Consider the following 23,406-nt stretch of genomic DNA (forward strand, 5'->3'; position numbering starts at 1 on the left):
ACCTAACGGTAGGTCGGGTGGTCGAGTTGTGCGGAAGTTGTACCGGAAATTCGCGGACACCTTGGCTCGAGCCCGGTACCGGGGCACAGTCGGCAGGGTGAGAGCAGAACGACATGGCGCTGTGGTCGTGACCGGTGGTACCAGTGGCATCGGCCGCGCCTGCGCGAGCGAGCTGGTCGAGGTCTTTCGCGGCGAGGTCATCATCACCGGGACCGACGAGCGCCGGACCGCGGCCGCCGCGCGGGACATCCGCGCCGAACCCGCCGTGCTGGATCTGCGTTCGTTCGAGTCCATCCGGGAGTTCGCGCAACAGCTGCGATCGCGGCCGATCCGGGCCCTGGTCTGCAACGCGGGCGTGCAACTCAATCACCGCAGGTATACGGCGGACGGTATCGAGGAATCCTTCGCGATCAACTATCTCGGCCATTTCGCCCTCATCCAGTTGCTGCTCGATCAGCTGGCCCGGCCGTCCCGGATCGTCCTGGTGACCTCCGGTGCGCACGACCCGAGGGTGTGGACCGGTATCGCGGAGCCGCGCCTGTCCGCTATAGCCGACCTGGCCTTTCCGGTCGAGGCCAACGAACCCGAGCAGCGGGCCGCGCAGCGCAGCTACACCACCGCCAAGCTGTGTACCGTCATGGCCGCCTATGCGCTGTCGCGCAGGTACGCCGAGGATGGAATATCCATCAACGCGTTCGACCCGGGTCTGGTCCCGGCGACGAATGCGGCACGCGACGCGACGGCTACCGTCCGGCTGTTGTGGAATACCTTGTACCGCTTGCTCACTCCGCTGCCCGGGGTCTGGACGGTGGCCGACGCGGGTGGCAATCTCGCGCGGTTGATCACCGACCCCGAGCTCGCCGGCGTCAGCGGATGCTATTTCTCCGGGCGTCATCCGCGCGCTTCCTCGCTCGACAGCTACAACACCACGTATCAGCGCGACGTCTGGGAGCAGAGTCTCGAACTGTTGCGCAAGTACGGGATCGGTGTGTGACGGTCAGTCGACCGGCTGGACACGGAATACCGGCGTTCGACCGGCGAGTGCCTCGAATTCCGCAGGGGTCCCGTCGCGAACCACGCCCGCCTTGATCATTATCCGCACTCCCGCCGGCACCAATTGCGGGAATGCCCGCAGGATCGGCTTGCTCTCCTCGGCTGGAAGTTCGATGAGCCGGACGGTCCGCTTGCGTCGTCCGTTGGCGAGCACGGCGGTATCCGCCGCGCGAACATTGCGGACCCATGCGGCGCCGGGGAAACCGCCGAGGATGTATTGACTGCCCTGGTACGTGAATTGGGTGACCGGTGTGGTCCGCGGTTGTCCCGACTTTCGTCCGACAACGGTCAGTACGGTGAATGTGTTGCCCATGCGCAGACCCAATTTTTGTAGCCCGATGACGATTCGATTCATCGGCCGGAAGCCACGCGGAATGTGCAAGCCATTGTTCTTCGACATCATGCTGCGATTCCCCTCTCGCGCTGGGTGATCGAGATCTGCCCGGCACCGGTCGCGGTGCCGCGATGACTAGAGTCTACTTGCCCGACCGAACGTTAGGTAGTACCATATTTTCTATGGCTGACATGCGGAGATCATCCGCTCGGAAGGGTCGAGGAGAGGTACCCAAGCGCGAAGAGATCTTGAACGTCGCCGAAGCGCACCTGACCAGGCTCGGTTACCGCGGCGTCTCGTTGCATGCGATCGCCAGCGAGGTCGGGCTCTCCAAACCAAGCCTCTACCACCATTTTCCGGATGGGAAAGAGGAACTGTTCGTCGCGATTCTGGATCGTTCACTGACCGCGGCGCGCACCGCGTTGGAATCGGTGATCAGCGCCCAGGAATCGCCGACCGAACAATTACACGTGGCAGTGCATTGGCTGATGCACGAGCCGGCCCGCGGCCGGGGCATCGAGCTGATGCACGATGTGACCAGGTTCGTCGATGCCAAATATCACGCGACCGTCGCCGAGGCGTACCTGAACGCGCATTATCGGCCGATCCACAAAGTCGTTGCGGCGGGCGTGGAATCGGGCGAGTTCCGGGCCGTGGATCCGGTGTTCGTCACCTGGTCGATCCTCGGTCTCATCGGCGGGTTGATGGAGGTGAATCTGCTGTCGCCGACCACGCCGGCGCCACGGATCGACGGCGGCGAATCGCAGCTGGCCGAAGAGGCGCTGGATTTGTTGCTGCACGGAATTGCGACATAGTCGTCCGCGTGCCACCGGGGGACGGGTAGGCATGGTCGTTCGGTGACTGCCGGATCGGCGGAAAGCGATGGGAGCAACTGTGACGCTCGAGTACATCGAGACCGCGGAACTTCACCTGGCGTTCGAGGCGCGGGGGCCTGCCGCGGGCACACCGGTCCTGATGATTCACGGCCTCCCTGACGACGCGCGATCCTGGGCCGGGGTCGCCGAAGTGATTGCCGCGCTGGGTTATCGGACGATCTGCCCGTATCTGCGGGGGATCGGTGCGACTCGGTTCCGGACAGCGGATGCCGCCCGCTGCGGCCCGCTCGGGGTGCACGTCGCCGACATGATCGAGGCGATCGACCTGCTCGACCTGGACGCCGTGATCCTGATCGGTCACGGCTACGGCGCGTCGATCGCACAGGGGATCGCGGTGCTGTGCCCACATCGGGTGGCCCGCCTGATCAGCCTCGGCAGCTACGCACTCGGCGGCTCGGCCGCGTCGCCGGAGGTCATGCGGGCCCAGTGGTACCGATGGCTGTTGCAGACCGACGAGGGCCTGGACATCGTCTCCCGCGAGCCGGAGGAGTTCTGTGCCTACCTGTGGCAGCTCTGGTCGCCCTCGTGGCGCGAGCGCGGGCGCGCGTTCGACGGCATGCGATCCTCCCTGCGCAACCCGGATTTTCCGGCACTGATGTGCTCGGCCTACCGCAGCAGCGTGGCCTGTGGCAATCCGGCCGCCGCGCGGATCGAGGCGCGAATCACGCACGCGCGCATCATCGTTCCCGCGGTCGTGCTGGTCGGGGTCGATGACGCCAGCGGGCGGACCGCCGACGACGACCTGCGCGACGACCGCTACTTCGCGCGGTTGACCGACCGCAGGGCGCTGGTCGGCGTCGGGCATTTCGTACACCGGGAGAGCCCGGACTCGGTGGTCCGGGCTCTGCTGGGGACGACCGACCGCTCAGCGCCCGACTGCCGCCGACGGGCGCGATGAGCGCAACGCCTCGATGATGCCGGTCGCGGCGCGCCTGGCATCGCGGACGCAGTCGTTGACGCCGACGCCGAAGTAGGAATTTCCCGCCATGTGCAGCCCGCCCAGCTGGGCGACCGAGTCGAGCAACTCGCGGAACAGGGGCCGGTGGCCCACCGGGTAGGTCGGGATCGGCCTGCGCCACAGGTGTTCGTGGCAGAAGACCGGAGTCCCCTTCAGGCCGAAGGCATTCCGCAAATCGTGGTGGATCAGCTCGACCGCGCGTTCCTTGCTGTGCGTCAGGATCGGTGCGTCCGGCAGCCCGCCGGCCAGCACCCTGATCATGATCTGATCGGACGGGGCCTGCTCGGGGAAGATCGTCGATGCGTGGATCGCGCCGAGCAGATCCGACGGGAGCCCCGGAGTGGCGATGAAGCCGATACCGCGCGGCGGACGCGCCACATCCGCCTTGCGGTAGGCGAGTGCGACAACCCGGATGTCCGGATGCGGCAGTACCGAAAGGGCATCGGCGATCGGCGCGTGGTGTGGCCGGACGAGTTGCACGGCGGCGTCGGTGGGGAGGGCGATCAGCGCATGGTCGGCGTCGTAGGCCGGTCCGTCGTCGGTCAGCACGCGCCACCGCCCTTCGGCGGTGTGTTCCAGCGCGCGCACCGCTGTCCCTAGGTGAATCCGCTCGCCGAGCACGGTCGCCAGCGTGTCGACCAGATGCTGCATGCCGCTGCCGCGGAAGGTCTTGAGGCGGTTGCCGAACTCGCGGAAGCTGGGGATCCGCGGTGACACGGGGTCGAGGCGGTGCCGTTGCTGCTGATTGCGTACCGCACCGATGAGCACGCTGCCGTACTTTCGCTCCAGTTCTTTGATCAGCGGGAATTCGCCTTCGATACTGAAATTGTCCGCGTCGCCGCCGACCACGCCACGTACCGCAGGCACGGCGAACTTCTCGGCGACCTCGCGGCCGAATCGGCGGGTCACGAAATCGATCACCGAGTCCTCTTCGTGCCGTGGTGGAACAAATACTTCGGAAAGCAATCTCGCCTTGCCCTGCGCGCTCAGCAGTGGCGTGCGCAGCAATTGACCGAGGGTTCCCGGAATTTGATAGATACGGTTGTCCTTCAGCAGCGATATCTTCGCTGCCTCCTTCGTTGCCGGTATGAGATCGCCGCTGATGCCGAGTCGATCTATCAGCAGTCTGGTATCCGACCCGTTGTCGATGAATCCGTGCGGTCCGATATCGACGACGTATCGGTCCGTGGTCACCGCGCCCACGATTCCGCCGACGCGATCGGTCGCCTCCAGCACCGCGACCGAGGCATCCGGCCTGGTCCTGATGATCTCGTAGGCTGCGGTCAACCCGGTGATCCCGCCGCCGATCACAACAACATCTCGTCTGTCCACCACGGCACAACCTCTTTCGACTTTCGCGAAGACTGTTCTCGGGCCATGCAACTCCGGTGGCGGCCGTGCTGGCAAACATCCCACGTTCACTTCCGCACTTCGACCGCGAATCTGCGGAAGTAGCGCGGTACCGGCGCGCAGTTCTTGCTCCGCTGCCGAGCAGCCGGTATCCCTTGGTTAGTCACTCCGCTATCAGCCGAAATCACAGGCTACGAATGGGTGAAAGAATGACAATCGTAAATGTCGAGATCAGTTTCAGAACCGCGTCGGCGGACCGGCTAGAATTATTCGCCGGCGCTGCGCAAAAAATAGATGACCACCTGTCCTCACTAATTCGCGGCCCCGCGGTCGATGAGGCGGTTGTACTCGCGACGTGCAATCGGGTCGAAATTTATGCCAGTGCGAATTCCGCGCCCGCCGCGGCCGAGGCGGTACTCGACTGCACGGCGGCGGCCGCCGGGCTGCCTGTCGCCGAGGTGCGCGACTGTGCGCGGGTGCGGCGCGACGCACCCGCGGTCGAGCATCTGTTCTCGGTGGCCTGCGGCCTCGAATCGATGGCGCTCGGCGAGAACCAGATCGTCGCGCAGATGCGCCGGGCGGTACGCAACGCACAGCAGGCCGTCGTCATTGGCACCGAGCTGCACGATCTGTTCGACGCGGCGCTGCGCGCGAGCAAACTGGTGCGCAGCAAGACCAGCATCGGCGGTGCCGGAATCTCGCTCGTGCACTCCGGTCTGGAGCTGGCCGCATCGTGTCTCGGTGGCCTGCAAGGTCGTACCGCGCTGCTCATCGGTTCCGGCACCATCGGCAGCCTGTCCGGGCGACTGCTGCGTGCCGCCGAGGTCGGTGACCTGCTGGTGTACGGACGCACGCCGGCCAAGGCCGCACGCCTGGCGGAAACCGTTGCGGGTCGGTCTATTTCGCTCGACGAGTTGCCCGAGGCTTTGGCCGCGGCGGAGGTGATCGTCAGCTCCACCTCCGCGAAGGGCGAGGTGATCACCGCCGATCAACTCGGTGCAGCCCGGGCGCGGGCCGGGTGGCGTCCACAGATCGTCCTCGACCTGGCGATGCCACGCGATGTCGATCCCGCGTGTGCCCGGATCGAGGGCGTCACCGTCGCGGATGTGCACGCGGTGGGCGCGCACCTGGCGGCGCAGGACGTCGCGATCGATGTCGAGAAGTCCAGGCAGATCGTCGCCGAGGAGGTCGCCAATTTCCTGGCCGAGGTCAGGGAGAAGACCGCGGCCCCGCTCATCTCGGCGCTGCATCGCCGGGTCAGGGCCGATATCGACGAAGAACTCGACCGGCTCTATCGCCGGGTGCCCTCGCTCGACGCGCAGGCACGGGCGGCCACCTCCGCCGCGGTGCATCGGCTGGCCGGGCGCTTTCTGCACGGACCGACAACCCGAACCAAGGAGATGTCCCGAACACCGGAGGGCTTGATGTGCCTGGACGTGTTCACCCGCATCTTCGATCTCGAACAGATGGAGGTCGGCTCATGAAATACACCGACGAGAAGATCCGGCTCGGCACCCGCGGCAGCAAACTCGCTGTCTGCCAATCGATGTGGGTCGCTGACCGGTTCACCCGAGCCACCGGCGTCGACGTCCATCTGGTCACGGTGTCCACCGAGGGAGATGAATCGGCGCGGCCGATCGAGCAGCTGGGCAGCACCGGCGTCTTCGTCACCGCGCTGCGACACGCACTGTTGCGTGGCGACATCGACTTCGTCGTGCACTCCTACAAGGACCTGCCCTCGCAGCCGGAGCCCGAGCTGTGTATTCCGGCGATCCCGACGCGCGAGGATCCGCGTGACGCACTCGTGTGGCCGGGTGGGGCGCCCGGCGCGGCGACGCTCGAAAATCTGCCTGCCGACACGCGTGTCGGCACCGGGTCGCCACGACGCGTCGCCCAGCTGCACGCCGTGCGACCCGATGTGCCCGCGATACCCATCCGCGGCAACCTCGATACCCGGCTGCGCAAGGCCTCCGACGGCACGGTCGACGCGGTGATCCTGGCCATGGCCGGTTTGTCGCGACTCGGCAGGCTCGACGCATTCACCTCGCCGCTGCCCGCGACAGTGCTGCTGCCCGCCCCGGCCCAGGGCGCCCTCGCGCTCGAGTGCCGTGCCGACGATGCCAGGACCCGCGAGCTGCTGAGCACACTGGACGACCCCGCGACGCGCGCCGTCGTCACCGCTGAGCGGGAATTCCTCCGCATTCTCGATGCGGGATGCTCCAAACCTGTTGCCGCACTGGGGCAACTCGCGCCCAAAGGGGACCGGCTCCGGATCGACGGCATGGTCGCGGACACCGCCGGGACGCGCATTCTGCGCGGCCACCTCGACGGTGCGCGTGGTACCGCCGCGGAACTGGGTCGCCGCCTCGCCGAGCAGCTGCTCGACCAGGGCGCGAGGGAACTGTTGACCGATCGAACCGAAGGAGCCACCCATGCACGATGACCCGCTCACCCGGGAGCGAATCCGGCCACGGCGGTCCCGCGTCAATCCCGCCGTCCGCAGGCTCACCGCGGAAACCTCGGTGCGGGCAGCGGACCTGGTGCTGCCTGTGTTCGTCCGCGAGAACATCGCCGAGCCGGTGCCGATCGCGTCGCTGCCCGGCGTGGTGCAGCACAGCCTGCACTCGGTTCGGAAGGCGGCGGTCGAGGCCGCCGAGGCCGGGGTAGCGGGAATCATGCTGTTCGGCATACCGGACGACCAGCGCAAGGACGATATCGGTTCGGCGGCAACCGATCCCGATGGCATCCTGACCGCCGCTATCCGGGCCGTGATCGACGAGGTCGGCGACGGCTTGGTCGTCATGTCCGATCTGTGTCTCGACGAATTCACCGCGCACGGGCACTGCGGAGTCCTCGACTCCGCGGGCCGGGTCGACAACGACGCCACCCTGCTGCGCTACGCCGAGATGGCGGCGCTGCACGCGGCGGCCGGTGTCCACATGGTGGGGCTGAGCGGAATGATGGACAACCAGGTGTCCGCCGTTCGCGACGCACTCGACAGCGCCGGTTCGCCCGACGTCTCGATTCTCGCCTACGCGGCGAAATACTCCTCGGCGCTGTACGGCCCGTTCCGGGAAGCGGTCAACTCTTCCTTGCAGGGTGATCGCCGGACCTACCAAATGGATTACGCCAACGCCGTCGAGGCGCGGCGGGAGATTCTGACCGATATCGCGCAGGGGGCGGATGTCGTGATGATCAAACCGGCCTCGCTGTATCTGGACATCGTCCGGCAGGCCGCCGACCTCGCCGACGTTCCTGTTGCGGCATACCAGGTTTCGGGCGAGTACGCGATGATCGAGGCCGCCGCGCAGCGTGGCTGGATCGACCGCGAATCGGCAATTCGAGAATCCCTGACCTGCATCAGACGGGCCGGCGCCGACATCGTCTTCACCTACTGGGCGATGGCGGCGGCGACCGGGCCGAGTTCACACACGGGTCGATGAATCGGCCGAATCGAAGGAGAACACAATGAGCACCACGACCACGGATCGTGCGCCCCGGCCGGAGAAGACCGCGCCGGAGAGCCTGTTCCTGCGCGCCGCGCGGGGCGAATCCACCGCGCGAGCGCCGATCTGGCTGATGCGCCAAGCCGGCCGGTACCTGCCGGAATATCAGAAGATCAAGCGGCAGCACGACTTCTGGACCATGTGCAGCACGCCGGAGTTGGCCGCCGAGGTCACGCTCCAGCCGGTGCACCGGTACGGGATGGATGCGGCGGTGATCTTCACCGACATCATGGTGCCCGCGATCGCCATGGGGGTTCCGGTGGATTTCACGCCGGGCCCGGTGATTTCGCCCATCCGCTCCGACGAGCAGGTGGCCGCGCTACGGGTGCCCAGCGAGAACGAGGTCGCGCCGAGCCTGTTCGAGGCCATTCGACTCACCGCGAAGGAGACGGCGGTTCCGGTGATCGGGCATGCGGGCGCACCGCTGACCTTCGCCGCGTACCTGGTGACCGGGCGCAAGTCGACCGACCATGTGGACTTCCGAACATGGTTGTCCGACAACCCGTCTCGTGCGCACGCGCTGCTCGACAAGGTCGCCGAGACCAGCACGAGCAGTCTGCGCATGCAGGTCGCCGCGGGGGCGCGGCTGGTTCAACTGTTCGACAGCTGGGTCGGCATTCACGACCGGGCCACCTATCTCGAATTCGGGCTGCCGTATGCCAAGCGGATCATGCAGAACCTCGCCGATCTCGGGGTGCCGCGGGCGTACTTCACGCCGCAGGCGGCGCATCTGTACGACCTGGTCGCGACCGTCCCGGCCGAGGTGCTGAGCGTGGACTGGCGGACCCCGCTGAGCCGGAGCCGAGAATTCTTCGGCGACCGTGCCCTGCAGGGCAACCTGGATCCCGCGGTGCTGCTCGCCGAGCCCGAGACGGTGGTCAAGGCCGCAGAAACGATCCTGCGCGACGGCCTGGGCGGCCCCCATATCTTCAATCTCGGACACGGGGTACTTCCCGAAACGCCACCCGACAACGTTGCGCGCCTGGTCGATGTGGTGCGCGACTTCGACCGAACCACCAGCGACAGTTGAGGCGATAATGGACAAGAGCGCGGAAATCGCCGAGCGTTTGTACAACGAACAGAACGAGATCACCACGGCGATGCAGGAATTGGAGGGCGGCGAGTTCCGCCACTCCGAGTGGCAGCACGAGGGTGTCGGCGGCGGCCGGACCCATATCATCGAGGGCGGCAAGGTTTTCGAACGCGCCGCGATCAACGTATCCCTGGTGCGCGGCGAGGAAACCCCGTCGGCCATCACCGAGGGGCACGACCGCATCGACCGGTCCGGAAAGCCGTTCCGCGCCACGGGTTTATCGATGATCGTGCATCCGCGGAATCCGTACGCCCCGAGCTTCCACGCCAACTTTCGGTACTTCGAGGTCGGCGAGGACGAGTGGTGGTTCGGCGGCGGCTTGGATCTGACCCCGATGTACGGATTCGACGAGGATGCCGTGCACTTCCACACGACCCTGAAGTCGTGGTGCGACCAGCATGCCGTCGCGGACTATCCGAGCTGGAAGAAGGCGTGTGACGAGTACTTCTATCTGAAGCACCGGGGCGAGATGCGTGGGGTGGGTGGGGTGTTTTTCGACTACCTGACCACGGACGCACCGGAGCTGGACGAGCAGGCGGCCTGCGTCTACCAGGGCGCGGCGACGATCGTGCCTGCGTACCTGCCGATCGTCGCCCGGCGGTCGCTGCTGCCCTATGGCGATGCCGAACGGCAGTGGCAGCTGTTGCGGCGCGGCCGCTACGTCGAATTCAACCTGATCTACGACCGGGGCACCCTGTTCGGTCTGCAGACCGGGGTCGCGATCGACTCCGTCCTCATGTCCATGCCGCCGATGGCGCGTTGGTCCTATGACGTCCAGCCCGCCGAGGGCAGTCCGGAGCGCGATGTCGTGCGATTCCTGCAGCCCACCGATTGGGTCGGCGCCGACGCCGACCTGCACTGAAACTTCTTCGACCGAAAGGACTTCCGACATGTCCGAGACAATTCTGGTAACGGGAGCAACGAGCAAGAACGGGGCGGCGGCGCTGCGTCACCTCGGGGGGAGCGGCCATGCATTGCGGGCCGCCACCAGGGAACCTGAGCAGATCAACCAGCCGAATGTGCGAGCGGTGCGGTTCGATTGGCAGGATCCGACGACCTACGACGACGCCGTCGCGGGCGTGACCGCCGCCTATGTGGTCATTCCCGAGGAGATGTTCGACGGGCCGGACCGCGCACGGGAGTTCGTCGAACGGGCCGCCGCGGCAGGCGTGCGACGGATCGTCGCACTGTCCGCGCGTGGCGTGGATGCCTTTCCCGGACATCCGCTGCAAGGGGTCGAAACCGTGGTCCAGGCGTCGGACCTGGAATGGGTCATCCTGCGGCCGAACTGGTTCATGCAGAACTTCACCGAGGGGATCTTCCGTCCTAATCTGTTCGAGGCAGGCGAGATTCGGTGCCCCGGCGGCGATGCGAAGATCAGTTTCGTCGACGTCGACGATATCGGCGCCGTGGCGGCCGCGGCCTTGACCGGCCGGGTCGACGCGGGCACCGCGGTCGACCTGACCGGCCCGGAAGCGCTCACCTTCGGTGCCGTCGCGGCACTGTTCACCGAGGCGTTCGGCCGCGAGATCCGTTATGTGCCCCTCACTTTCGACGATCCAGAACTCGGGGCGAAAATGGGGCTCGGCCCGTTGCCGCCGCAGGCGGTGCAGGCGCTGTTCGGTCGGGTGGTCGGCGGCCACGAGGCATCGATCAGCGAGGACATCCCGCGCATCCTCGGTCGCCCGGCCGGCAGCTTCGCTCGGTTCGCGGCACAGGTCGCGCAGCAGCCGACGGCGGGTGTGTCGTGAAAGTGTTGGTGATCGGTGGCGGCCTGGCCGGCTTGACGCTGGCCGGGCGGCTGTCCCGGCTCGGCGCCAGTCCGCATGTGGTCGAACGCAATCCGGTCTACACCGACGCCGGTTACGGCATCGGGCTGTACCGGCCCGGCAGCGGTGTCTTCCGAGCATTCGGGTGCTATGACGAATTCCTCACGCGCGGCAGCGAAATCGACGCCTACACGATCGCCGACTACCGCGGCAGGCGGCTCGCCTCGGTGAAGTTCTCGGCGATCAGCGAAGAGGTGCGCCCCTTCGTCATGGCGCCGCGGGCCGACCTGATCGATCTGCTGCGCGGCGCCTGCCCGGACGTGCCGATCACGATGGGTACCCAGGTGGTCGAGGTGCGTCCGCACATCGACCGGGTCGAGGCCTTCTTCGACAACGGGACGAGCGACGACTTCGACGTCGTCGCCTGCTGTGACGGCCGGAACTCCCTGGGGCGCAGCTGGATTCCGCATGGCGTCAAGACCGTCGACACGAAGTGGGTCTACTGGACCTGGTGGGGTCCCGGCTCGGTCTTCGACCCCGACGCGCTGGTGGAACACTGCGCACCCGGCTGGTTCCTCGGCGCCTATCCGGTCCCCGGCAAATGCATGTACGGGCTGGGGGTGCCCGTCGAGCTGGCGCCACCGGCCGATGCGCCCACCGAGCAGGTGCGGGAGTACCTCACCGCGACACTGGAGCCGCTGACGCGCACCAGCCCCGCCGTGGCGGGCCTGGTGGCCGAGGTGCCGAATTTCTATCGGTGGTCGATGCGGGACAGCCGGGCCCGCAAATGGCATCACGGCCGGATCGTGCTGTGCGGCGATGCCGCCGCGACGGCGCTGCCGACCGCGGGCGTCGGCGCTTCGCACGCGATCCATTCGGCCGGCGTGCTCGCCGAAGAGCTCGGCCGGGTCGGGCGCGCGGACGTTCCGGCCGCACTGTCCCGCTACGCCGCGCGGTGCCAGCGGTTCGTAGAGATGAATGTCCGCAAGGCTCGGTTCACCGCCCGCTACTCGTTCACCCGCACGGTGCCGACCACCTGGCTGCGCGATCGCGTGCTGGAGCGGTATCCGACCGAGCGAATCCTCGACCAGCTGACCAAGAGCGTCAGCCATGCCTATTGATCTGGTGTCGCCATGAAACTGTCATCCGAATCCGAGCGACTGTTCAAACGGGCAGTCACGATGATCCCCGGCGGAGTCAATTCTCCGGTCCGCGCGTTCACCGCGGTCGGCGGTGTCCCGCGCTTCATGTCCCGCGGTGCCGGGCCGCACCTTTGGGACGTCGACGGCAACCGTTACGTCGATCTGATCGCCTCCTGGGGTCCGTTGATCCTGGGGCACGCTCATCCCGACGTGCTCGCCGCCGTCGCCGATGCGGCGCGCTTCGGTCTGTCGTTCGGTGCGCCGACCCCGCTCGAGCTCGACTTGGTCGACGAAGTGCAACGCCGGGTGCCCCCGGTGGAGCAGCTGCGGCTGGTCAATTCGGGGACCGAGGCGGCGATGAGTGCGATCCGGCTCGCCCGCGGCGCCACCGGCCGCGCGAAGGTGATCAAGTTCGCCGGGCACTACCACGGTCACACCGATTCCCTGCTGGCGCAGGCGGGGTCCGGCATCGCGACCCTCGGCACGCCCTCCAGCGCCGGGGTCACCGAGGCGCAGACCGCGCACACCATCGTCGTCCCGTACAACGACCCCGCCGCGGTGCGCGCGGCCTTCGCCGAACACGGTGCCGATATCGCCTGCGTGATCACCGAAGCCGCGCCGGGCAACATGGGCGTCGTCCCGCCCGCGCCGGGTTTCACCGCCACCCTGCGCCAACTGTGCGACGACCACGGCGCGCTGCTGATCAGCGACGAGGTCATGACGGGATTCCGGCTGTCGCCGGGCGGCTGGTTCGGTCTCGAGGGCATCGCCCCGGACCTGTTCGTCTTCGGCAAGGTGATGGCGGGCGGCATGCCCGCCGCGGCGTTCGGCGGCCGAGCGGAGGTGATGGCCGAACTCGCGCCGGTCGGGTCGGTCTACCAGGCGGGCACCCTGTCCGGGAATCCGGTGGCGGTCAGCGCGGGCCTGGCCACTCTCCGCGCGGCGCACGACGGCGTCTACACGACGCTGGACGAAAACGCGGCCAGGCTGTGCCAACTGATGGACGCCGCCCTCACCCGACACGGCGTCCCGCATCGGATACCCACCGCGGGAAGCATGTTCAGCGTCTTTTTCACCACGGACCCGGTGCCGGACTTCGCCGCCGCCCGTGCCACCCAAACCTGGCGCTACCCGCCGTTCTTCCATGCCCTCCTGACCAACGGCGTCTACGCCCCGCCGAGTCCCTTCGAATCCTGGTTCGTCAACGCCGCGATGACCGACGAAGACTTCACCACCATCGAAGCCGCCATGGACCACGCGGCCCGCCGAGCCGCCGAAGCCACCCCGCCACCCCAGTCCTGAACCCGAAGGCCCCCGTCGTCTAGTGGCCCAGGACACCGGCCCCTCACGCCGGAAGCGCGGGTTCGAATCCCGCCGGGGGTACCAATGCGGCAGCCGCACTTGGTTTTCCAACACGTCGTTGGTGTCCGGTGTTGTTGTCCGGTGTCAACGCGCCGGGCAAGCCAGCGGTGCGGAGTCGACGACAACCGTGTGGCGTCGGGTCCACACGATCAGGCGGTGTGCGTCGCGGTGGGTTGGGCGGCGGGCCGGGTGCCTTTGTCGTGCGACTTGCCTTGCGGCACCAGGAAAGTGGCGAGCACGGTTGCGATCGCGACGACGAAGCAGGCGATGGTGTACCAGAGGTTGCCGATGGGGTCGCCATTGGGCGTGTGCCCGTCCGTGGCGTCGAAGTAGTCGGGTAGGGCGGTGGCCCAGAGCAGGGCCAGCACGGCCAGGTAGGCGAGCGCGTACCACTGCACCAGCCGGTTGCGGTACCCGTTCACTCCGGCGGACCCCGAACGCAGTGCCGACCACTGCCGGTACATCAGCACCGCCGCGACCACCGAGAGCACGAGAAGCTCTGCCGCGTAGAGGAATCCGCGGACGGTGTCGCTACCCATGCCGAAGACGGTCGCAGGCAGCGGCAGGACGAAGGTACCGACCGAGGCCAGCAAGCCGATCCCGACCGTACGCGAAACCAGCTGCGGCCCGGTGAAATTCGTGCCCGCATCGACGTGGCGGCCGACAAAGTACTGCACGCACAGCGCCAGCGACATCGGCCACAACGCGGCGAAGACGACGACGCTGGGCAGCGGCACCGAATCGAACATCGGCTGGTTGATCGGATTGTCCACCGACCATTCCCACCAGCGCAGCTGCGGACCGATCTGATCGAAGATCTCGTAGAAGGCATGGTGTACGAAGCCGACGCACGCCGCGCCGAGCAGCAGGCCGTGGCGCCGGAAGATGTCGAGCATGCGCACGATTTCGAAGGCCAGCGTCGCCATCAGCGGATAGATCGCGATGATGTAGAGCGGCAGCCTGCCCCACAGGAAGTCCACGGTGAACAGGTTGTGCGCGAACATCGTGTCTACATGTTCGGCGATCCCGAAGGCCGACGGGAAATACAGTGGCGGTTCGATCACGAACAGGTAGGCGGTGGCGCCGAACCACAGCACCAGATTGGTCGGGTCACCGTGCTTGCGCAGTCGCAGGACCGCGTAGATCAGGGCGAGTACCGAGCCCAGCACGATGGTCACTTCGAGGACCGGTAGCGTCCAGTTCTCCAGCGCGGCCGGATTGCGGAACTCGACGAGGCCACCTGCTTCGTCGCAGGAAAAGCCCAGTCGCACAGCAAGATCGGCGAAGGTGGGCGTGCACAGATCGCTCATCGGTGCACCGCCGCCATCGGCTCACCCTGGCTCTGGGCCGCGGTGTACCAGCGGGTGCAGTCGTAGCCCGCGTCGTAGCGCTCGAACCACCTATCTGCCAGCTCGGGCAGCTTCTCGTGCGTCGGATCGTGCTCGGGCAGCTGGCTGCGGACGACGCCGGCGAGCGCGTTGAGCTGCTCGCGGCGCGAGAGTCCGTCGAACGCGCGCGGCATCGGGCCCTTGGTCAAATAGGGCGCGAAGAATTCCAGCACCTTCTGCTTGGCGCGGTGGGTGGCGAACATCGACAGCGAGTCGACCTGCCGATCGGCGAGCGGGACGTGCTGGTTGAAGCCGGCGCACGCGACCCGGAGCACCTTCATCACGTGCGCGAAGATCGACGGCGCCATGCGCATCCGGTAAAGCTCGTCTCCGACAACGGAATTGAAGATGATCAGCGCGGAACTGCGATGCTCGACCTCCTCCACGAAATGCCAGATGAACAGCGAGGCGACCCGGTCGTCGCCCGGGCGGAACAGTGTTGCCTCGTTGTCGAGCATCAGTTTGAACACCGGTGTGAAGGTGGCTTCCAGGTCGGCGGTGTAAGCGAGCCGGTATTCGCGCGAGGTGGCCTCGGTGAGCAGGTCGAACTGGCCGATCACGGCGTCGAGGGTGTTCTGAAGTCCTGGATATTGTTTGATGAGCGCCTTGACGTGCTGGCGATGCGCGGTCGAATGGTGTCCTTCCTGCCGCATGAACGCTATGGCTTCCTGCGATACCTCCGGATCGGTGATCAGCGGCTTGAGCTGCATGATCAGCTTCACGATCATTTTCTCGAAGCCGATCGCCAGAAATGAGACCGCGTTGGACATGCTCGACCACGCCGGGTTCTGCGGGTTCCACAGGAACGGGACATCGGCGTCGTCGAATCCGAAGTCCATCTTTCGGGGCTGCAAATTGGTCACAGTGCGTTACCTCGCATTGGTGAGAGTGGTCGTTCGTGTGCTGTGCGGGAGAAGCACACTGGAGGTAACCATACACAACTGCGTAGGTGTGTATGATTACTTTCCGCGGGGTCGCCCGCGTACCACCGCCGCGGTGGTAACGTCCGGCCAGTGGCGCGCAGACGCGGGTGGGGCGGGAGTCCGCCGAAGGATGACGAGGAAGCGCATCGTCGGATCGTCGCTACCGCAGTCGAGTTGATCGGGCGGACCGGCAAGGCGATCAGCATCGCCGACGTCGCGGATGCTCTCGGCGTCATCCGCCAGACCGTGTACCGCTACTTTCCCAGCTCCGAGGCGCTGATGGCGGCGGCCGCGATCGCCTCGGTCGACGGTTTTCTCGATCGGTTGACCGCGCACGTGGCGGGCCTCGAGGATCCGGTCGAGGCGATGACCGAGGGCGTGGTCTACACCCTCGCCGAGGTGCGCCGCACCCCGCACCTGGGCATCCTGCTGTCGAGCTCGTACTCGAACGTCGACCCCGACAGCCTCACCTCCGCGCAGGCCAAGGCATTCGGCATGACGATGATCCACCGCTTCGACGTCGATTGGAACCGCCACGGTTACGACGAAGCGGCCCTGCGTGAACTGGTCGAATACGTCCTGCGAACGATGCACTCGTTCTTCGTCTCCCCCGGCAACCCGCCGCGCACCGAAGACGAACTACGCGCCTACCTGCGTCGCTGGATGGGTGCCGCGATCGCTGCCCAAGGGGATACCTCGAGCTCGATCGAGAACGAGAACCGCCGATGAGGCCGACGTCGCGCTGACGTGCCTCATCTCGTCCTGGCGGGCAGCGGAGATCCCGTAATCCCCTGGACGCCACCGTCATTGCGATACCGGCCCTCTTGTGAGTGTCTATCTCAGATAAGTGCCTCTTTTGAGGAGGGTGCATGTTGCGGGTTGTCCAGTGGACTACCTGCAGGAACCGAACTCGGTACCAATACGGCAGCCGCACTTGGTTTTCCAACACGCTGTCCGGTGTCGATGCGCCGGGCCAGCGGCTAGTGGTTGCGCGCTTATCGGCGATACGCAGCGCACTAGAGAAATGTGGCACAGATCACTGTCGGCGGAGCGGAACTAATTACTGTGCGGCGCGGGTCGAGCTGCCTCGACAGCGCCCGCTCCCAGCGGCCGCGCCCAGGGCGGGAAGCTATCCGAATTCGGCGTTTAGAGGGCCAATCGCGCGGCTACTCTAAGCGCAAAGCTGCGAACCCGCTGTTTCAGCGAGTCGCAGCTCTGCGCTGGCGCCCCCGGCAGGAATCGAACCTGCGACCTAGGGATTAGAAGGCCCTTGCTCTATCCAACTGAGCTACGGAGGCAGTGGGTTCCACCATGGCCGACATTGGTCGTGCTGTCCAGCGCGCCAATTATAGCGACCGACCAGATGGCTAGGGGTCGAGCGTGACGGCGAGTATCAGCATTGCGGCCATGATCACCTCGAGCACCAGGTAGAACCAGACGGGGAAGAAAGCGGAGGGGCTTTCGTCGAAGGCCGACCAGATCCGGCCGACCGCCATGCCGCCGAGGGCGGCCGCGACCGCGATGCAGGCCCCGAATCTCAGGTCACCGACATCGGCGGCGGCCAACCCGAGGACCACCGCGACGGCGATGCCGAAGCCGCCGTAGACGGCCCGCACCTCGGCTCTGGCGTCCGCCCGGTCGGCGAGCAGCCCCAGTGGGTCGACGAGTTGGCTGGGCCGCAGCAGCCCGTAAACACCCATGGCGGCGAAGAACAACGCCACCAAGGCAATCAACACGATCGACACGATCGACATTGCACCTCCGTGATCCGCCGCCCACCCTATCGGCCCAAACCCGACGCGGCCACGCGACAACAATCGAACTACGCTCAGTCGTATGTCGTCAGCGCAGGACCCGTCTGCTTCACCTGATCTGGAGGTCACTCGGTCGGCGGCGACATACGCGGTGGTGATCGCCCTGGCCGGGGCGATCGCGGCGGTGGTTGCCGCGCTGGTGGTCGCGTTGTCCGCGGCTCAGGCGTTGAGTTTGCTCGGTATTCCGGATCCCGGTTCACTGACCACGTACGGCTTGCCCGCGGTGCGTGCGCTCGCCGATCTGTCGGCGGCGCTGACGGTCGGTTCGTTGTTGTTCGCCGCCTTCCTGGTGCCGCCGCAATCGAATGGCCTGCTGGATGTCGGCGGGTATCGCGCCGTCCGCCGTGCCTCCAACTTCGCCCTCATCTGGGCGTGTTGCGCGGCGCTGCTCATTCCGCTGACCGTGTCCGACACCACGGGCCAGCCGGTCGGTGACACCTTGCGCCCGGATGCCCTGTGGCGCGCCATCGATCAGATCGAGCTGGCCGGTGCCTGGCGCACCACGGTGGTGTTCGCCTTGATCGTCGCGGTCGGTGCCCGGCTCGCCTTGCGTTGGGGCTGGACCCCGGTGCTGTTCGGCGCGTCCGTCGTGACGATGATGCCGCTCGCGCTGACCGGCCACTCGTCCTCGGGTGGTGCGCACGACGTCGCCACCAACAGCTTGATCCTGCACCTGGTTTCGGCCGCGGTGTGGGTCGGCGGCTTGTTCGCGCTGCTGGCGCACGCGCGCCGTGGCGGCGCGCACACCGACCTCGCCGCGCGGCGTTTCTCGCTGACCGCCACCATCGCCTTCGTCACCATCGGTGCCAGCGGGGTGATCAACTCATGGGTCCGGGTGCCGTGGGACGAGCTGTTCACCTCCACCTACGGCAAGCTGGTGCTGGCCAAGGCGGGTGCGCTGGTGATCCTCGGCTTCATCGGTTACACCCAGCGGCGCGCCGCGCTGCCCGCACTCGCCGCGAACCCGAAGGATCGCGGCGCGCTGATCCGGTTCGCCGGGGTCGAGGTGCTGGTCTTCGCGGCGACCATCGGCCTCGCGGTCGGTCTCGGCCGCACCCCGCCGCCGCCACCGACCTCCATACCGACACCGGCCGAGGTCGAACTCGGCTACAACCTGGCCGGGCCGCCGACCGTCGCTCGCTTGCTGTTCGACTGGCGCTTCGACCTGATCTTCGGGACGCTGTCGATCGTGCTCGCGGTGCTGTATCTGCTTGGCGTGCGCAGACTTCGGGCGCGCGGTGACGCGTGGCCGGTCGGGCGGACCATCGCCTGGCTGTCCGGTTGTGTGGTGCTGCTGATCGCCACCTCGTCCGGCGTCGGCCGGTATTCGCCCGCGATGTTCAGCGTGCATATGGGAGCGCACATGGCGCTGTCCATGCTGGCGCCGATCCTGTTCGCGCTGGGCGGCGCGGTGACGCTGGCGTTGCGGGCGCTGCCGCCGGCCGGGCGCACCGGCGCGCCGGGACCCCGCGAGTGGATTCTGGCGGCGGTGCACAATCCGGTGTCGCGCTTCCTGACCCATCCGATCGTGGCGTCGGTCATTTTCGTCGGCGGGTTCTACGCGCTGTACCTCGGCGGGATCTTCGACACGTACGCGGATTCCCATGCGGCGCACCTGATGATGAACGCGCACTTCCTGCTCAGCGGCTATCTGTTCTACTGGGTCGTCATCGGCATCGATCCCAAGCCGCGTCGTGTGGAACCGTTGACCAAGCTGGGCATGGTGTTCGGTTCGCTGCCCTTCCACGCCTTCTTCGGCATCGCGCTGATGAGTATGACGACGGTTCTCGGCGGCTGGTTCTACCGTGGCCTCGGCCTCGGCTGGAACGGCGACCTGCTCGGTGACCAGCGCACCGGCGGTAGCCTGGCCTGGGCGAGCGGTGAGGTGCCGTTGGTGGTGGTGATGCTGGCTCTGCTCATCCAATGGTCGCGCAGCGATCGACGGCTGGCGCAGCGCACCGATCGGGCCGCCGACCGGGACCACGATGCCGCTCTCGCCGCGCATAACGCGATGTTCGCGGAACTGGCTCAACGTGACCGAGGGGAACGCAAGTGAGTGAGCGACCCGGCGGCACAGGGTCTTTTCTCGACACCGGGTCGTCGGTCGCGTAGTTGTCGGTCATGGTGGAGTCGAGTGTGGTCAAGGTGTGGTTGTGAACGAGCGGTCGATGGTTTTCTCCGAGCACAGACCGATCGACCGGATCGACCGATCCGATGTGCGGGCCGCGCGTAGGCGGCTGGCCGGGCGGATCCGCAAGACGCCGGTCTTCCATACGTCCGTCGCGGGCCCGAGTGGTCCGGTGCCGGTCACGTTGAAACTCGAATACCTCCAGTTCGGCGGCACTTTCAAGGTGCGGGGGAGCCTCAACGCATTGCTGTCGGCCGCGACCGGTACCGACCAGGTGGTCATCGCCTCCGGCGGCAACGCGGGCATCGCCGCCGCCTTGGCTGCCGCGCAGCTCGGAAAGTCGTGCACCGTGGTGGTTCCGGAGTCGGCTCCGCACACCAAGGTCGCCGCGATGTGGTCGCATGGTGCCGAAGTGCTTTGGTATGGCACAACTTACGCCGAGGCACTCGACTACGCGAACGAACTCGCCGAAGAACGCGACGCTCTGCAACTGCACGCCTACGACCTACCTGCCATCGTCGCTGGGGCGGGCGTGCTCGGTTTGGAAATCGAGGAGCAGGTGCGCGGCAGGCCGCCGGTGCTGGCCGCGGTCGGCGGTGGCGGGCTGGTCGCGGGTATCGCGGCCGCGATCGGGCGTCGTCAGCAGGTGATCGGCGTCGAGCCGGAGGGCATTCCGACCCTGCGCGCCGCGCTGACCGCGAATAGGCCGGTCGAGGTGACGGTGTCCAGCATCGCGGCGGAATCCTTGGGCGCCACCAGGATCGGCGATATCGCGATGGACATCGCGCGCCGCTACGCGGTGCGTTCGCTGCTGGTGACCGACGACGCCATCGCGACCGCGCGGGAGTATCTGTGGCGCGAATTCCGCATCGTCGTCGAGCTGGCCGGTGCCGCCGCCTTGGCCGCGGTGCAGAGCGGCGTCTACCTGCCCGCCGCCGACGAGCGCCCGGTTATCGTCCTCTGCGGCGCCAATACCGACCTCTCGGCGCTGTAACGGCGCTTCGCCCGCGCAAAGAAGCACCGGATATCCACATTCGAGAAAGTTGTACACATTCTCGGATCGAGGCGCCCAACCGCGTTCCGGATCGGTGAGGCTGGAGATGTCCTCCTCGAGGGGAGAAAGTCACCGGGCAACCGCCACGGGCCGAATGCGAAGGGGCGTAATCATGTACGAGGCGAACGCGACCGTGATCGGCACCATTGTCAACATTCCGGTCAAGCGGGAGCTGCCGAACGGCGAGCAGGTGCTGACCTTCCGGATGGCGAGCAACTCGCGCCGACTGGACCACACGACGGGGGAGTGGACGGACAACGGGACCTTGTTCCTCACCGTGAGCTGCTGGCGCAGATTGGGGGCAGGCGTGGACTCCTCATTGCGGCGCGGCGACCCGATCATCGCCCACGGCCAGTTGCGTTCGCACGAATACCGCACCAGGGACGGGGTGGAACGGCGCGACCTGGAGATGCGGGCCAGCGCCGTCGGCCCCGACCTCGGTCGCTGCACCGCCCAGGTCACCCGGTGGTCGGAGGCGCGGAATACTTCGGACGGCTTCGGCGCTGAATCTCACGTGCCGGTAGGCGACGTGCTGGGGGAGAATGTCGCAGCCGCCTCTGCGGCGCCGCCCCGAACGACCCAGCCCGAGCACGCCGACGCCTGACCCGGCGCGCCGGACTTTTGGCCGAGTGTTGCAAGGGGTATCCGCCGGTTCAACTCACCGTTTCCGACACCGATAGGCTTCCTCCTTATGGCTGAGTACATCTACACGATGAAGAAGGTTCGCAAGGCGCACGGTGACAAAGTCGTACTCGACGATGTCAACTTGAACTTTCTTCCCGGCGCCAAGATCGGTGTCGTCGGCCCGAACGGCGCCGGTAAATCCAGCGTGCTGAAGATCATGGCCGGATTGGACCAGCCGAACAACGGCGACGCCTTTCTCGCGAACGGCGCGACGGTCGGCATCCTGCTGCAGGAGCCGCCACTGAACGAGGAGAAGACCGTCCGCGGCAATGTCGAGGAGGGCCTCGGCGAGGTGAAGGTGAAGCTGGATCGCTTCAACGAGATCGCCGAGCTGATGGCCACCGACTACTCCGACGAGCTCATGGACGAGATGGGCAAGTTGCAGGAGTACCTGGACCACGCCGACGCGTGGGACGTCGACTCCCAACTGGAGCAGGCCATGGACGCGCTGCGCTGCCCGCCGCCGGAAGAGCCGGTCACCAACCTCTCCGGTGGTGAGCGCCGCCGCGTCGCGCTGTGCAAGCTGCTGCTGAGCAAGCCCGACCTGCTACTGCTCGACGAGCCGACCAACCACCTCGACGCCGAGAGCGTGCTCTGGCTCGAACAGCACCTGGCCGCGTACTCCGGTGCCGTGCTCGCCGTCACCCACGACCGGTACTTCCTCGACAATGTCGCCGAGTGGATCCTCGAACTCGACCGCGGCCACGCCTACCCGTACGAGGGCAACTACTCCACCTACCTGGAGAAGAAGGCCCAGCGACTCGAGGTCCAGGGCAAGAAGGATCAGAAGCTGCAGAAGCGGCTCAAGGACGAGCTCGCCTGGGTGCGCTCGGGCGCCAAGGCCCGCCAGGCCAAGAACAAGGCCCGCCTGGGCCGGTACGAGGAGATGGCGGCCGAGGCCGACAAGCACAGGAAGTTGGACTTCGAGGAGATCCAGATCCCGGCTGGTCCCCGCCTGGGCAACGTGGTCGTCGAGGTGCAGAACCTGGACAAGGGCTTCGGCGACCGCCAGCTCATCAAGGATCTGTCGTTCACCTTGCCGCGCAACGGCATTGTCGGCGTCATCGGCCCGAACGGTGTCGGTAAGACCACGCTGTTCAAGACCATCGTCGGGCTGGAAGAGCCGGACAGCGGCATCGTGCGGGTCGGTGAGACGGTCAAACTGAGCTACGTCGACCAGAACCGGGCAGGCATCGACCCGAAGAAGAATGTCTGGCAGGTCGTCTCCGAAGGCCTCGACTTCATTCAGGTCGGCAATCAGGAGATGCCGTCGCGCGCCTACGTCAGCGCGTTCGGCTTCAAGGGCCCGGATCAGCAGAAGCCGGCCGGTGTGCTCTCCGGTGGTGAGCGGAACCGGCTGAACCTGGCGCTCACCCTCAAACAGGGCGGCAACCTGATCCTGCTCGATGAGCCGACCAACGACCTCGACGTGGAAACCCTCGGTTCGCTGGAGAACGCGCTCGAACAGTTCCCCGGCTGCGCCGTGGTCATCTCCCACGATCGCTGGTTCCTCGACCGCACCTGCACCCACATCCTGGCATGGGAGGGCGACTCCGACAATGACGCCAAGTGGTTCTGGTTCGAGGGCAACTTCGAGGCGTACGAGGCCAACAAGATCGAGCGCCTCGGCCCGGAAGCGGCCCGCCCGCACCGGGTTACGCACCGCAAGCTGACTCGCGACTGATTCGTCATCAGGCCGGGGCCGGTGCGTTGCGTACCGGCCCTGGCCTGTCGTGTCTCGGATCCGGCACAGCGGGGCCGGACCGGCTCCCACGGCCCGCCCGAATCTCGCTAGGGTGGGACCCGTGAATGCGCAGGCGCAGTTCGAGCAATCGGCGGTCCCCACCGCCGACTTGGTGGCCGAGCTGATTCGAGGTGCTTCGGCCCCGCTGCCGCCGCAGAAAGTTCCTGTCGCGCACACCTGACGTCCGTGAGTCCGAACGATGCTGTGC

The 23,406-nt window shown here is 66.7% G+C and carries 21 protein-coding genes and 2 tRNA genes; 17 read left to right on the top strand and 6 right to left on the bottom strand.

Translation table 11 applies throughout. The annotated features are described in order from the left end of the window. Positions 1-97 precede the first annotated feature (97 nt). The gene (locus ACFK0J_RS09245) at positions 98-994 is read left to right on the top strand and encodes an SDR family NAD(P)-dependent oxidoreductase (protein WP_378738437.1); all 897 of its coding nucleotides are present in this window, start codon (positions 98-100) and stop codon (positions 992-994) included. A 3-nt stretch (positions 995-997) separates the two neighbouring features. Here the strand turns inward: ACFK0J_RS09245 and ACFK0J_RS09250 are convergent, their stop codons facing one another. Further along, on the bottom strand, positions 998-1,453 hold the full coding sequence (locus tag ACFK0J_RS09250) for a nitroreductase family deazaflavin-dependent oxidoreductase (protein ID WP_378742713.1): 456 nt from the start codon (positions 1,451-1,453) through the stop codon (positions 998-1,000). A 116-nt stretch (positions 1,454-1,569) separates the two neighbouring features. On the opposite strand from ACFK0J_RS09250, the gene ACFK0J_RS09255 reads away from it, so the two are divergent. Together ACFK0J_RS09255 and ACFK0J_RS09260 are read left to right on the top strand one after the other, a co-directional pair. Then, on the top strand, positions 1,570-2,202 hold the full coding sequence (locus ACFK0J_RS09255) for a TetR/AcrR family transcriptional regulator (RefSeq protein WP_378738439.1): 633 nt from the start codon (positions 1,570-1,572) through the stop codon (positions 2,200-2,202). A 79-nt stretch (positions 2,203-2,281) separates the two neighbouring features. Continuing rightward, positions 2,282-3,181 carry an alpha/beta fold hydrolase gene (locus ACFK0J_RS09260; RefSeq protein ID WP_378738441.1) on the top strand — a complete coding sequence of 300 codons (900 nt, stop codon included), beginning with the start codon at positions 2,282-2,284 and terminating at the stop codon, positions 3,179-3,181. Here ACFK0J_RS09260 and hemG read toward each other — a convergent pair. Continuing rightward, the gene (gene hemG / locus ACFK0J_RS09265; RefSeq protein ID WP_378738443.1) at positions 3,149-4,573 is read right to left on the bottom strand and encodes a protoporphyrinogen oxidase; all 1,425 of its coding nucleotides are present in this window, start codon (positions 4,571-4,573) and stop codon (positions 3,149-3,151) included. The genes ACFK0J_RS09260 and hemG overlap by 33 nt on opposite strands. Before the next feature lie 227 nt (positions 4,574-4,800). Between hemG and hemA the strand changes: the two genes are divergently transcribed. From hemA to ACFK0J_RS09310, 9 genes are all read left to right on the top strand, one after another. Beyond that, the gene (gene hemA, locus ACFK0J_RS09270) at positions 4,801-6,075 is read left to right on the top strand and encodes a glutamyl-tRNA reductase (RefSeq protein ID WP_378738445.1); all 1,275 of its coding nucleotides are present in this window, start codon (positions 4,801-4,803) and stop codon (positions 6,073-6,075) included. After that, a complete protein-coding gene (hemC, locus tag ACFK0J_RS09275) occupies positions 6,072-7,034 on the top strand; it encodes a hydroxymethylbilane synthase (RefSeq protein WP_378738447.1) in 963 nt (320 codons plus the stop codon). The genes hemA and hemC overlap by 4 nt, the downstream gene beginning before the upstream one ends. Next, positions 7,024-8,034, top strand: coding sequence for a porphobilinogen synthase (gene hemB / locus ACFK0J_RS09280; RefSeq protein ID WP_378738449.1), 1,011 nt, complete (start codon positions 7,024-7,026; stop codon positions 8,032-8,034). The genes hemC and hemB overlap by 11 nt, the downstream gene beginning before the upstream one ends. A 25-nt stretch (positions 8,035-8,059) precedes the next feature. Next, positions 8,060-9,127 (top strand): uroporphyrinogen decarboxylase, encoded by a 1,068-nt coding sequence (gene hemE / locus ACFK0J_RS09285; RefSeq protein ID WP_378738451.1) that lies wholly within the window; start codon positions 8,060-8,062, stop codon positions 9,125-9,127. Positions 9,128-9,134: 7 nt separating this feature from the next. Continuing rightward, positions 9,135-10,052, top strand: coding sequence for an oxygen-dependent coproporphyrinogen oxidase (gene hemF / locus ACFK0J_RS09290; RefSeq protein ID WP_378738453.1), 918 nt, complete (start codon positions 9,135-9,137; stop codon positions 10,050-10,052). 28 nt (positions 10,053-10,080) lie between these two features. Further along, positions 10,081-10,941, top strand: coding sequence for an NAD(P)H-binding protein (locus ACFK0J_RS09295; RefSeq protein WP_378738455.1), 861 nt, complete (start codon positions 10,081-10,083; stop codon positions 10,939-10,941). After that, entirely contained in the window at positions 10,938-12,080 is a 1,143-nt protein-coding gene (locus ACFK0J_RS09300; RefSeq protein ID WP_378738457.1) for an FAD-dependent oxidoreductase, read from the top strand. Before ACFK0J_RS09295 ends, ACFK0J_RS09300 begins: the two co-directional genes overlap by 4 nt. Positions 12,081-12,092: 12 nt before the next feature. Continuing rightward, positions 12,093-13,403, top strand: coding sequence for a glutamate-1-semialdehyde 2,1-aminomutase (gene hemL, locus ACFK0J_RS09305; protein ID WP_378738459.1), 1,311 nt, complete (start codon positions 12,093-12,095; stop codon positions 13,401-13,403). 8 nt (positions 13,404-13,411) lie between these two features. Then, a tRNA-Glu gene (locus ACFK0J_RS09310) sits at positions 13,412-13,487 on the top strand. A gap of 125 nt (positions 13,488-13,612) precedes the next feature. Here the strand turns inward: ACFK0J_RS09310 and ACFK0J_RS09315 are convergent. Together ACFK0J_RS09315 and ACFK0J_RS09320 are read right to left on the bottom strand one after the other, a co-directional pair. Further along, positions 13,613-14,773, bottom strand: a complete 1,161-nt coding sequence (locus ACFK0J_RS09315; RefSeq protein WP_378738461.1) for a hypothetical protein — start codon at positions 14,771-14,773, stop codon at positions 13,613-13,615. Continuing rightward, the gene (locus ACFK0J_RS09320) at positions 14,770-15,714 is read right to left on the bottom strand and encodes a metal-dependent hydrolase (protein ID WP_378738463.1); all 945 of its coding nucleotides are present in this window, start codon (positions 15,712-15,714) and stop codon (positions 14,770-14,772) included. Before ACFK0J_RS09320 ends, ACFK0J_RS09315 begins: the two co-directional genes overlap by 4 nt. A 150-nt stretch (positions 15,715-15,864) precedes the next feature. Here ACFK0J_RS09320 and ACFK0J_RS09325 point away from each other — a divergent pair, with 150 nt between their 5' ends. After that, the gene (locus ACFK0J_RS09325) at positions 15,865-16,503 is read left to right on the top strand and encodes a TetR/AcrR family transcriptional regulator (RefSeq protein ID WP_378738465.1); all 639 of its coding nucleotides are present in this window, start codon (positions 15,865-15,867) and stop codon (positions 16,501-16,503) included. A gap of 492 nt (positions 16,504-16,995) precedes the next feature. Here the strand turns inward: ACFK0J_RS09325 and ACFK0J_RS09330 are convergent. Together ACFK0J_RS09330 and ACFK0J_RS09335 are read right to left on the bottom strand one after the other, a co-directional pair. Further along, positions 16,996-17,072, bottom strand: a tRNA-Arg gene (locus ACFK0J_RS09330). Positions 17,073-17,141: 69 nt separating this feature from the next. Next, positions 17,142-17,528 carry a DUF4345 family protein gene (locus tag ACFK0J_RS09335; protein ID WP_246634421.1) on the bottom strand — a complete coding sequence of 129 codons (387 nt, stop codon included), beginning with the start codon at positions 17,526-17,528 and terminating at the stop codon, positions 17,142-17,144. Positions 17,529-17,610: 82 nt separating this feature from the next. Here ACFK0J_RS09335 and ACFK0J_RS09340 point away from each other — a divergent pair, with 82 nt between their 5' ends. From ACFK0J_RS09340 to ettA, 4 genes are all read left to right on the top strand, one after another. Further along, on the top strand, positions 17,611-19,644 hold the full coding sequence (locus tag ACFK0J_RS09340; RefSeq protein WP_378738468.1) for a cytochrome c oxidase assembly protein: 2,034 nt from the start codon (positions 17,611-17,613) through the stop codon (positions 19,642-19,644). Between the two features lie 112 nt (positions 19,645-19,756). Further along, positions 19,757-20,710, top strand: coding sequence for a serine/threonine dehydratase (locus ACFK0J_RS09345; protein WP_378742715.1), 954 nt, complete (start codon positions 19,757-19,759; stop codon positions 20,708-20,710). A gap of 172 nt (positions 20,711-20,882) precedes the next feature. After that, on the top strand, positions 20,883-21,374 hold the full coding sequence (locus ACFK0J_RS09350; protein ID WP_378738470.1) for a single-stranded DNA-binding protein: 492 nt from the start codon (positions 20,883-20,885) through the stop codon (positions 21,372-21,374). 87 nt (positions 21,375-21,461) lie between these two features. Further along, positions 21,462-23,138 carry an energy-dependent translational throttle protein EttA gene (gene ettA / locus ACFK0J_RS09355; RefSeq protein WP_378738472.1) on the top strand — a complete coding sequence of 559 codons (1,677 nt, stop codon included), beginning with the start codon at positions 21,462-21,464 and terminating at the stop codon, positions 23,136-23,138. The last annotated feature ends 268 nt before the right edge of the window (positions 23,139-23,406 follow it).

This window comes from Nocardia brasiliensis, assembly GCF_042691675.1.
In the GTDB taxonomy this organism is placed as follows: domain Bacteria; phylum Actinomycetota; class Actinomycetes; order Mycobacteriales; family Mycobacteriaceae; genus Nocardia; species Nocardia brasiliensis_D.

Excerpts from the sequence above, each read along its gene's own strand:
- ACFK0J_RS09335 (WP_246634421.1), bottom strand. The coding sequence starts at position 17,528 with ATGTCGATCGTGTCGATCGTGTTGATTGCCTTGGTGGCGTTGTTCTTC.
- hemF (WP_378738453.1), top strand. The coding sequence starts at position 9,135 with ATGGACAAGAGCGCGGAAATCGCCGAGCGTTTGTACAACGAACAGAAC.
- ettA (WP_378738472.1), top strand. The coding sequence starts at position 21,462 with ATGGCTGAGTACATCTACACGATGAAGAAGGTTCGCAAGGCGCACGGT.
- hemB (WP_378738449.1), top strand. The coding sequence starts at position 7,024 with ATGCACGATGACCCGCTCACCCGGGAGCGAATCCGGCCACGGCGGTCC.
- ACFK0J_RS09315 (WP_378738461.1), bottom strand. The coding sequence starts at position 14,773 with ATGAGCGATCTGTGCACGCCCACCTTCGCCGATCTTGCTGTGCGACTG.
- ACFK0J_RS09350 (WP_378738470.1), top strand. The coding sequence starts at position 20,883 with ATGTACGAGGCGAACGCGACCGTGATCGGCACCATTGTCAACATTCCG.
- ACFK0J_RS09250 (WP_378742713.1), bottom strand. The coding sequence starts at position 1,453 with ATGTCGAAGAACAATGGCTTGCACATTCCGCGTGGCTTCCGGCCGATG.
- hemE (WP_378738451.1), top strand. The coding sequence starts at position 8,060 with ATGAGCACCACGACCACGGATCGTGCGCCCCGGCCGGAGAAGACCGCG.
- hemC (WP_378738447.1), top strand. The coding sequence starts at position 6,072 with ATGAAATACACCGACGAGAAGATCCGGCTCGGCACCCGCGGCAGCAAA.
- ACFK0J_RS09345 (WP_378742715.1), top strand. The coding sequence starts at position 19,757 with ATGGTTTTCTCCGAGCACAGACCGATCGACCGGATCGACCGATCCGAT.
- ACFK0J_RS09340 (WP_378738468.1), top strand. The coding sequence starts at position 17,611 with ATGTCGTCAGCGCAGGACCCGTCTGCTTCACCTGATCTGGAGGTCACT.
- hemA (WP_378738445.1), top strand. The coding sequence starts at position 4,801 with ATGACAATCGTAAATGTCGAGATCAGTTTCAGAACCGCGTCGGCGGAC.
- hemL (WP_378738459.1), top strand. The coding sequence starts at position 12,093 with ATGAAACTGTCATCCGAATCCGAGCGACTGTTCAAACGGGCAGTCACG.
- ACFK0J_RS09295 (WP_378738455.1), top strand. The coding sequence starts at position 10,081 with ATGTCCGAGACAATTCTGGTAACGGGAGCAACGAGCAAGAACGGGGCG.
- ACFK0J_RS09255 (WP_378738439.1), top strand. The coding sequence starts at position 1,570 with ATGGCTGACATGCGGAGATCATCCGCTCGGAAGGGTCGAGGAGAGGTA.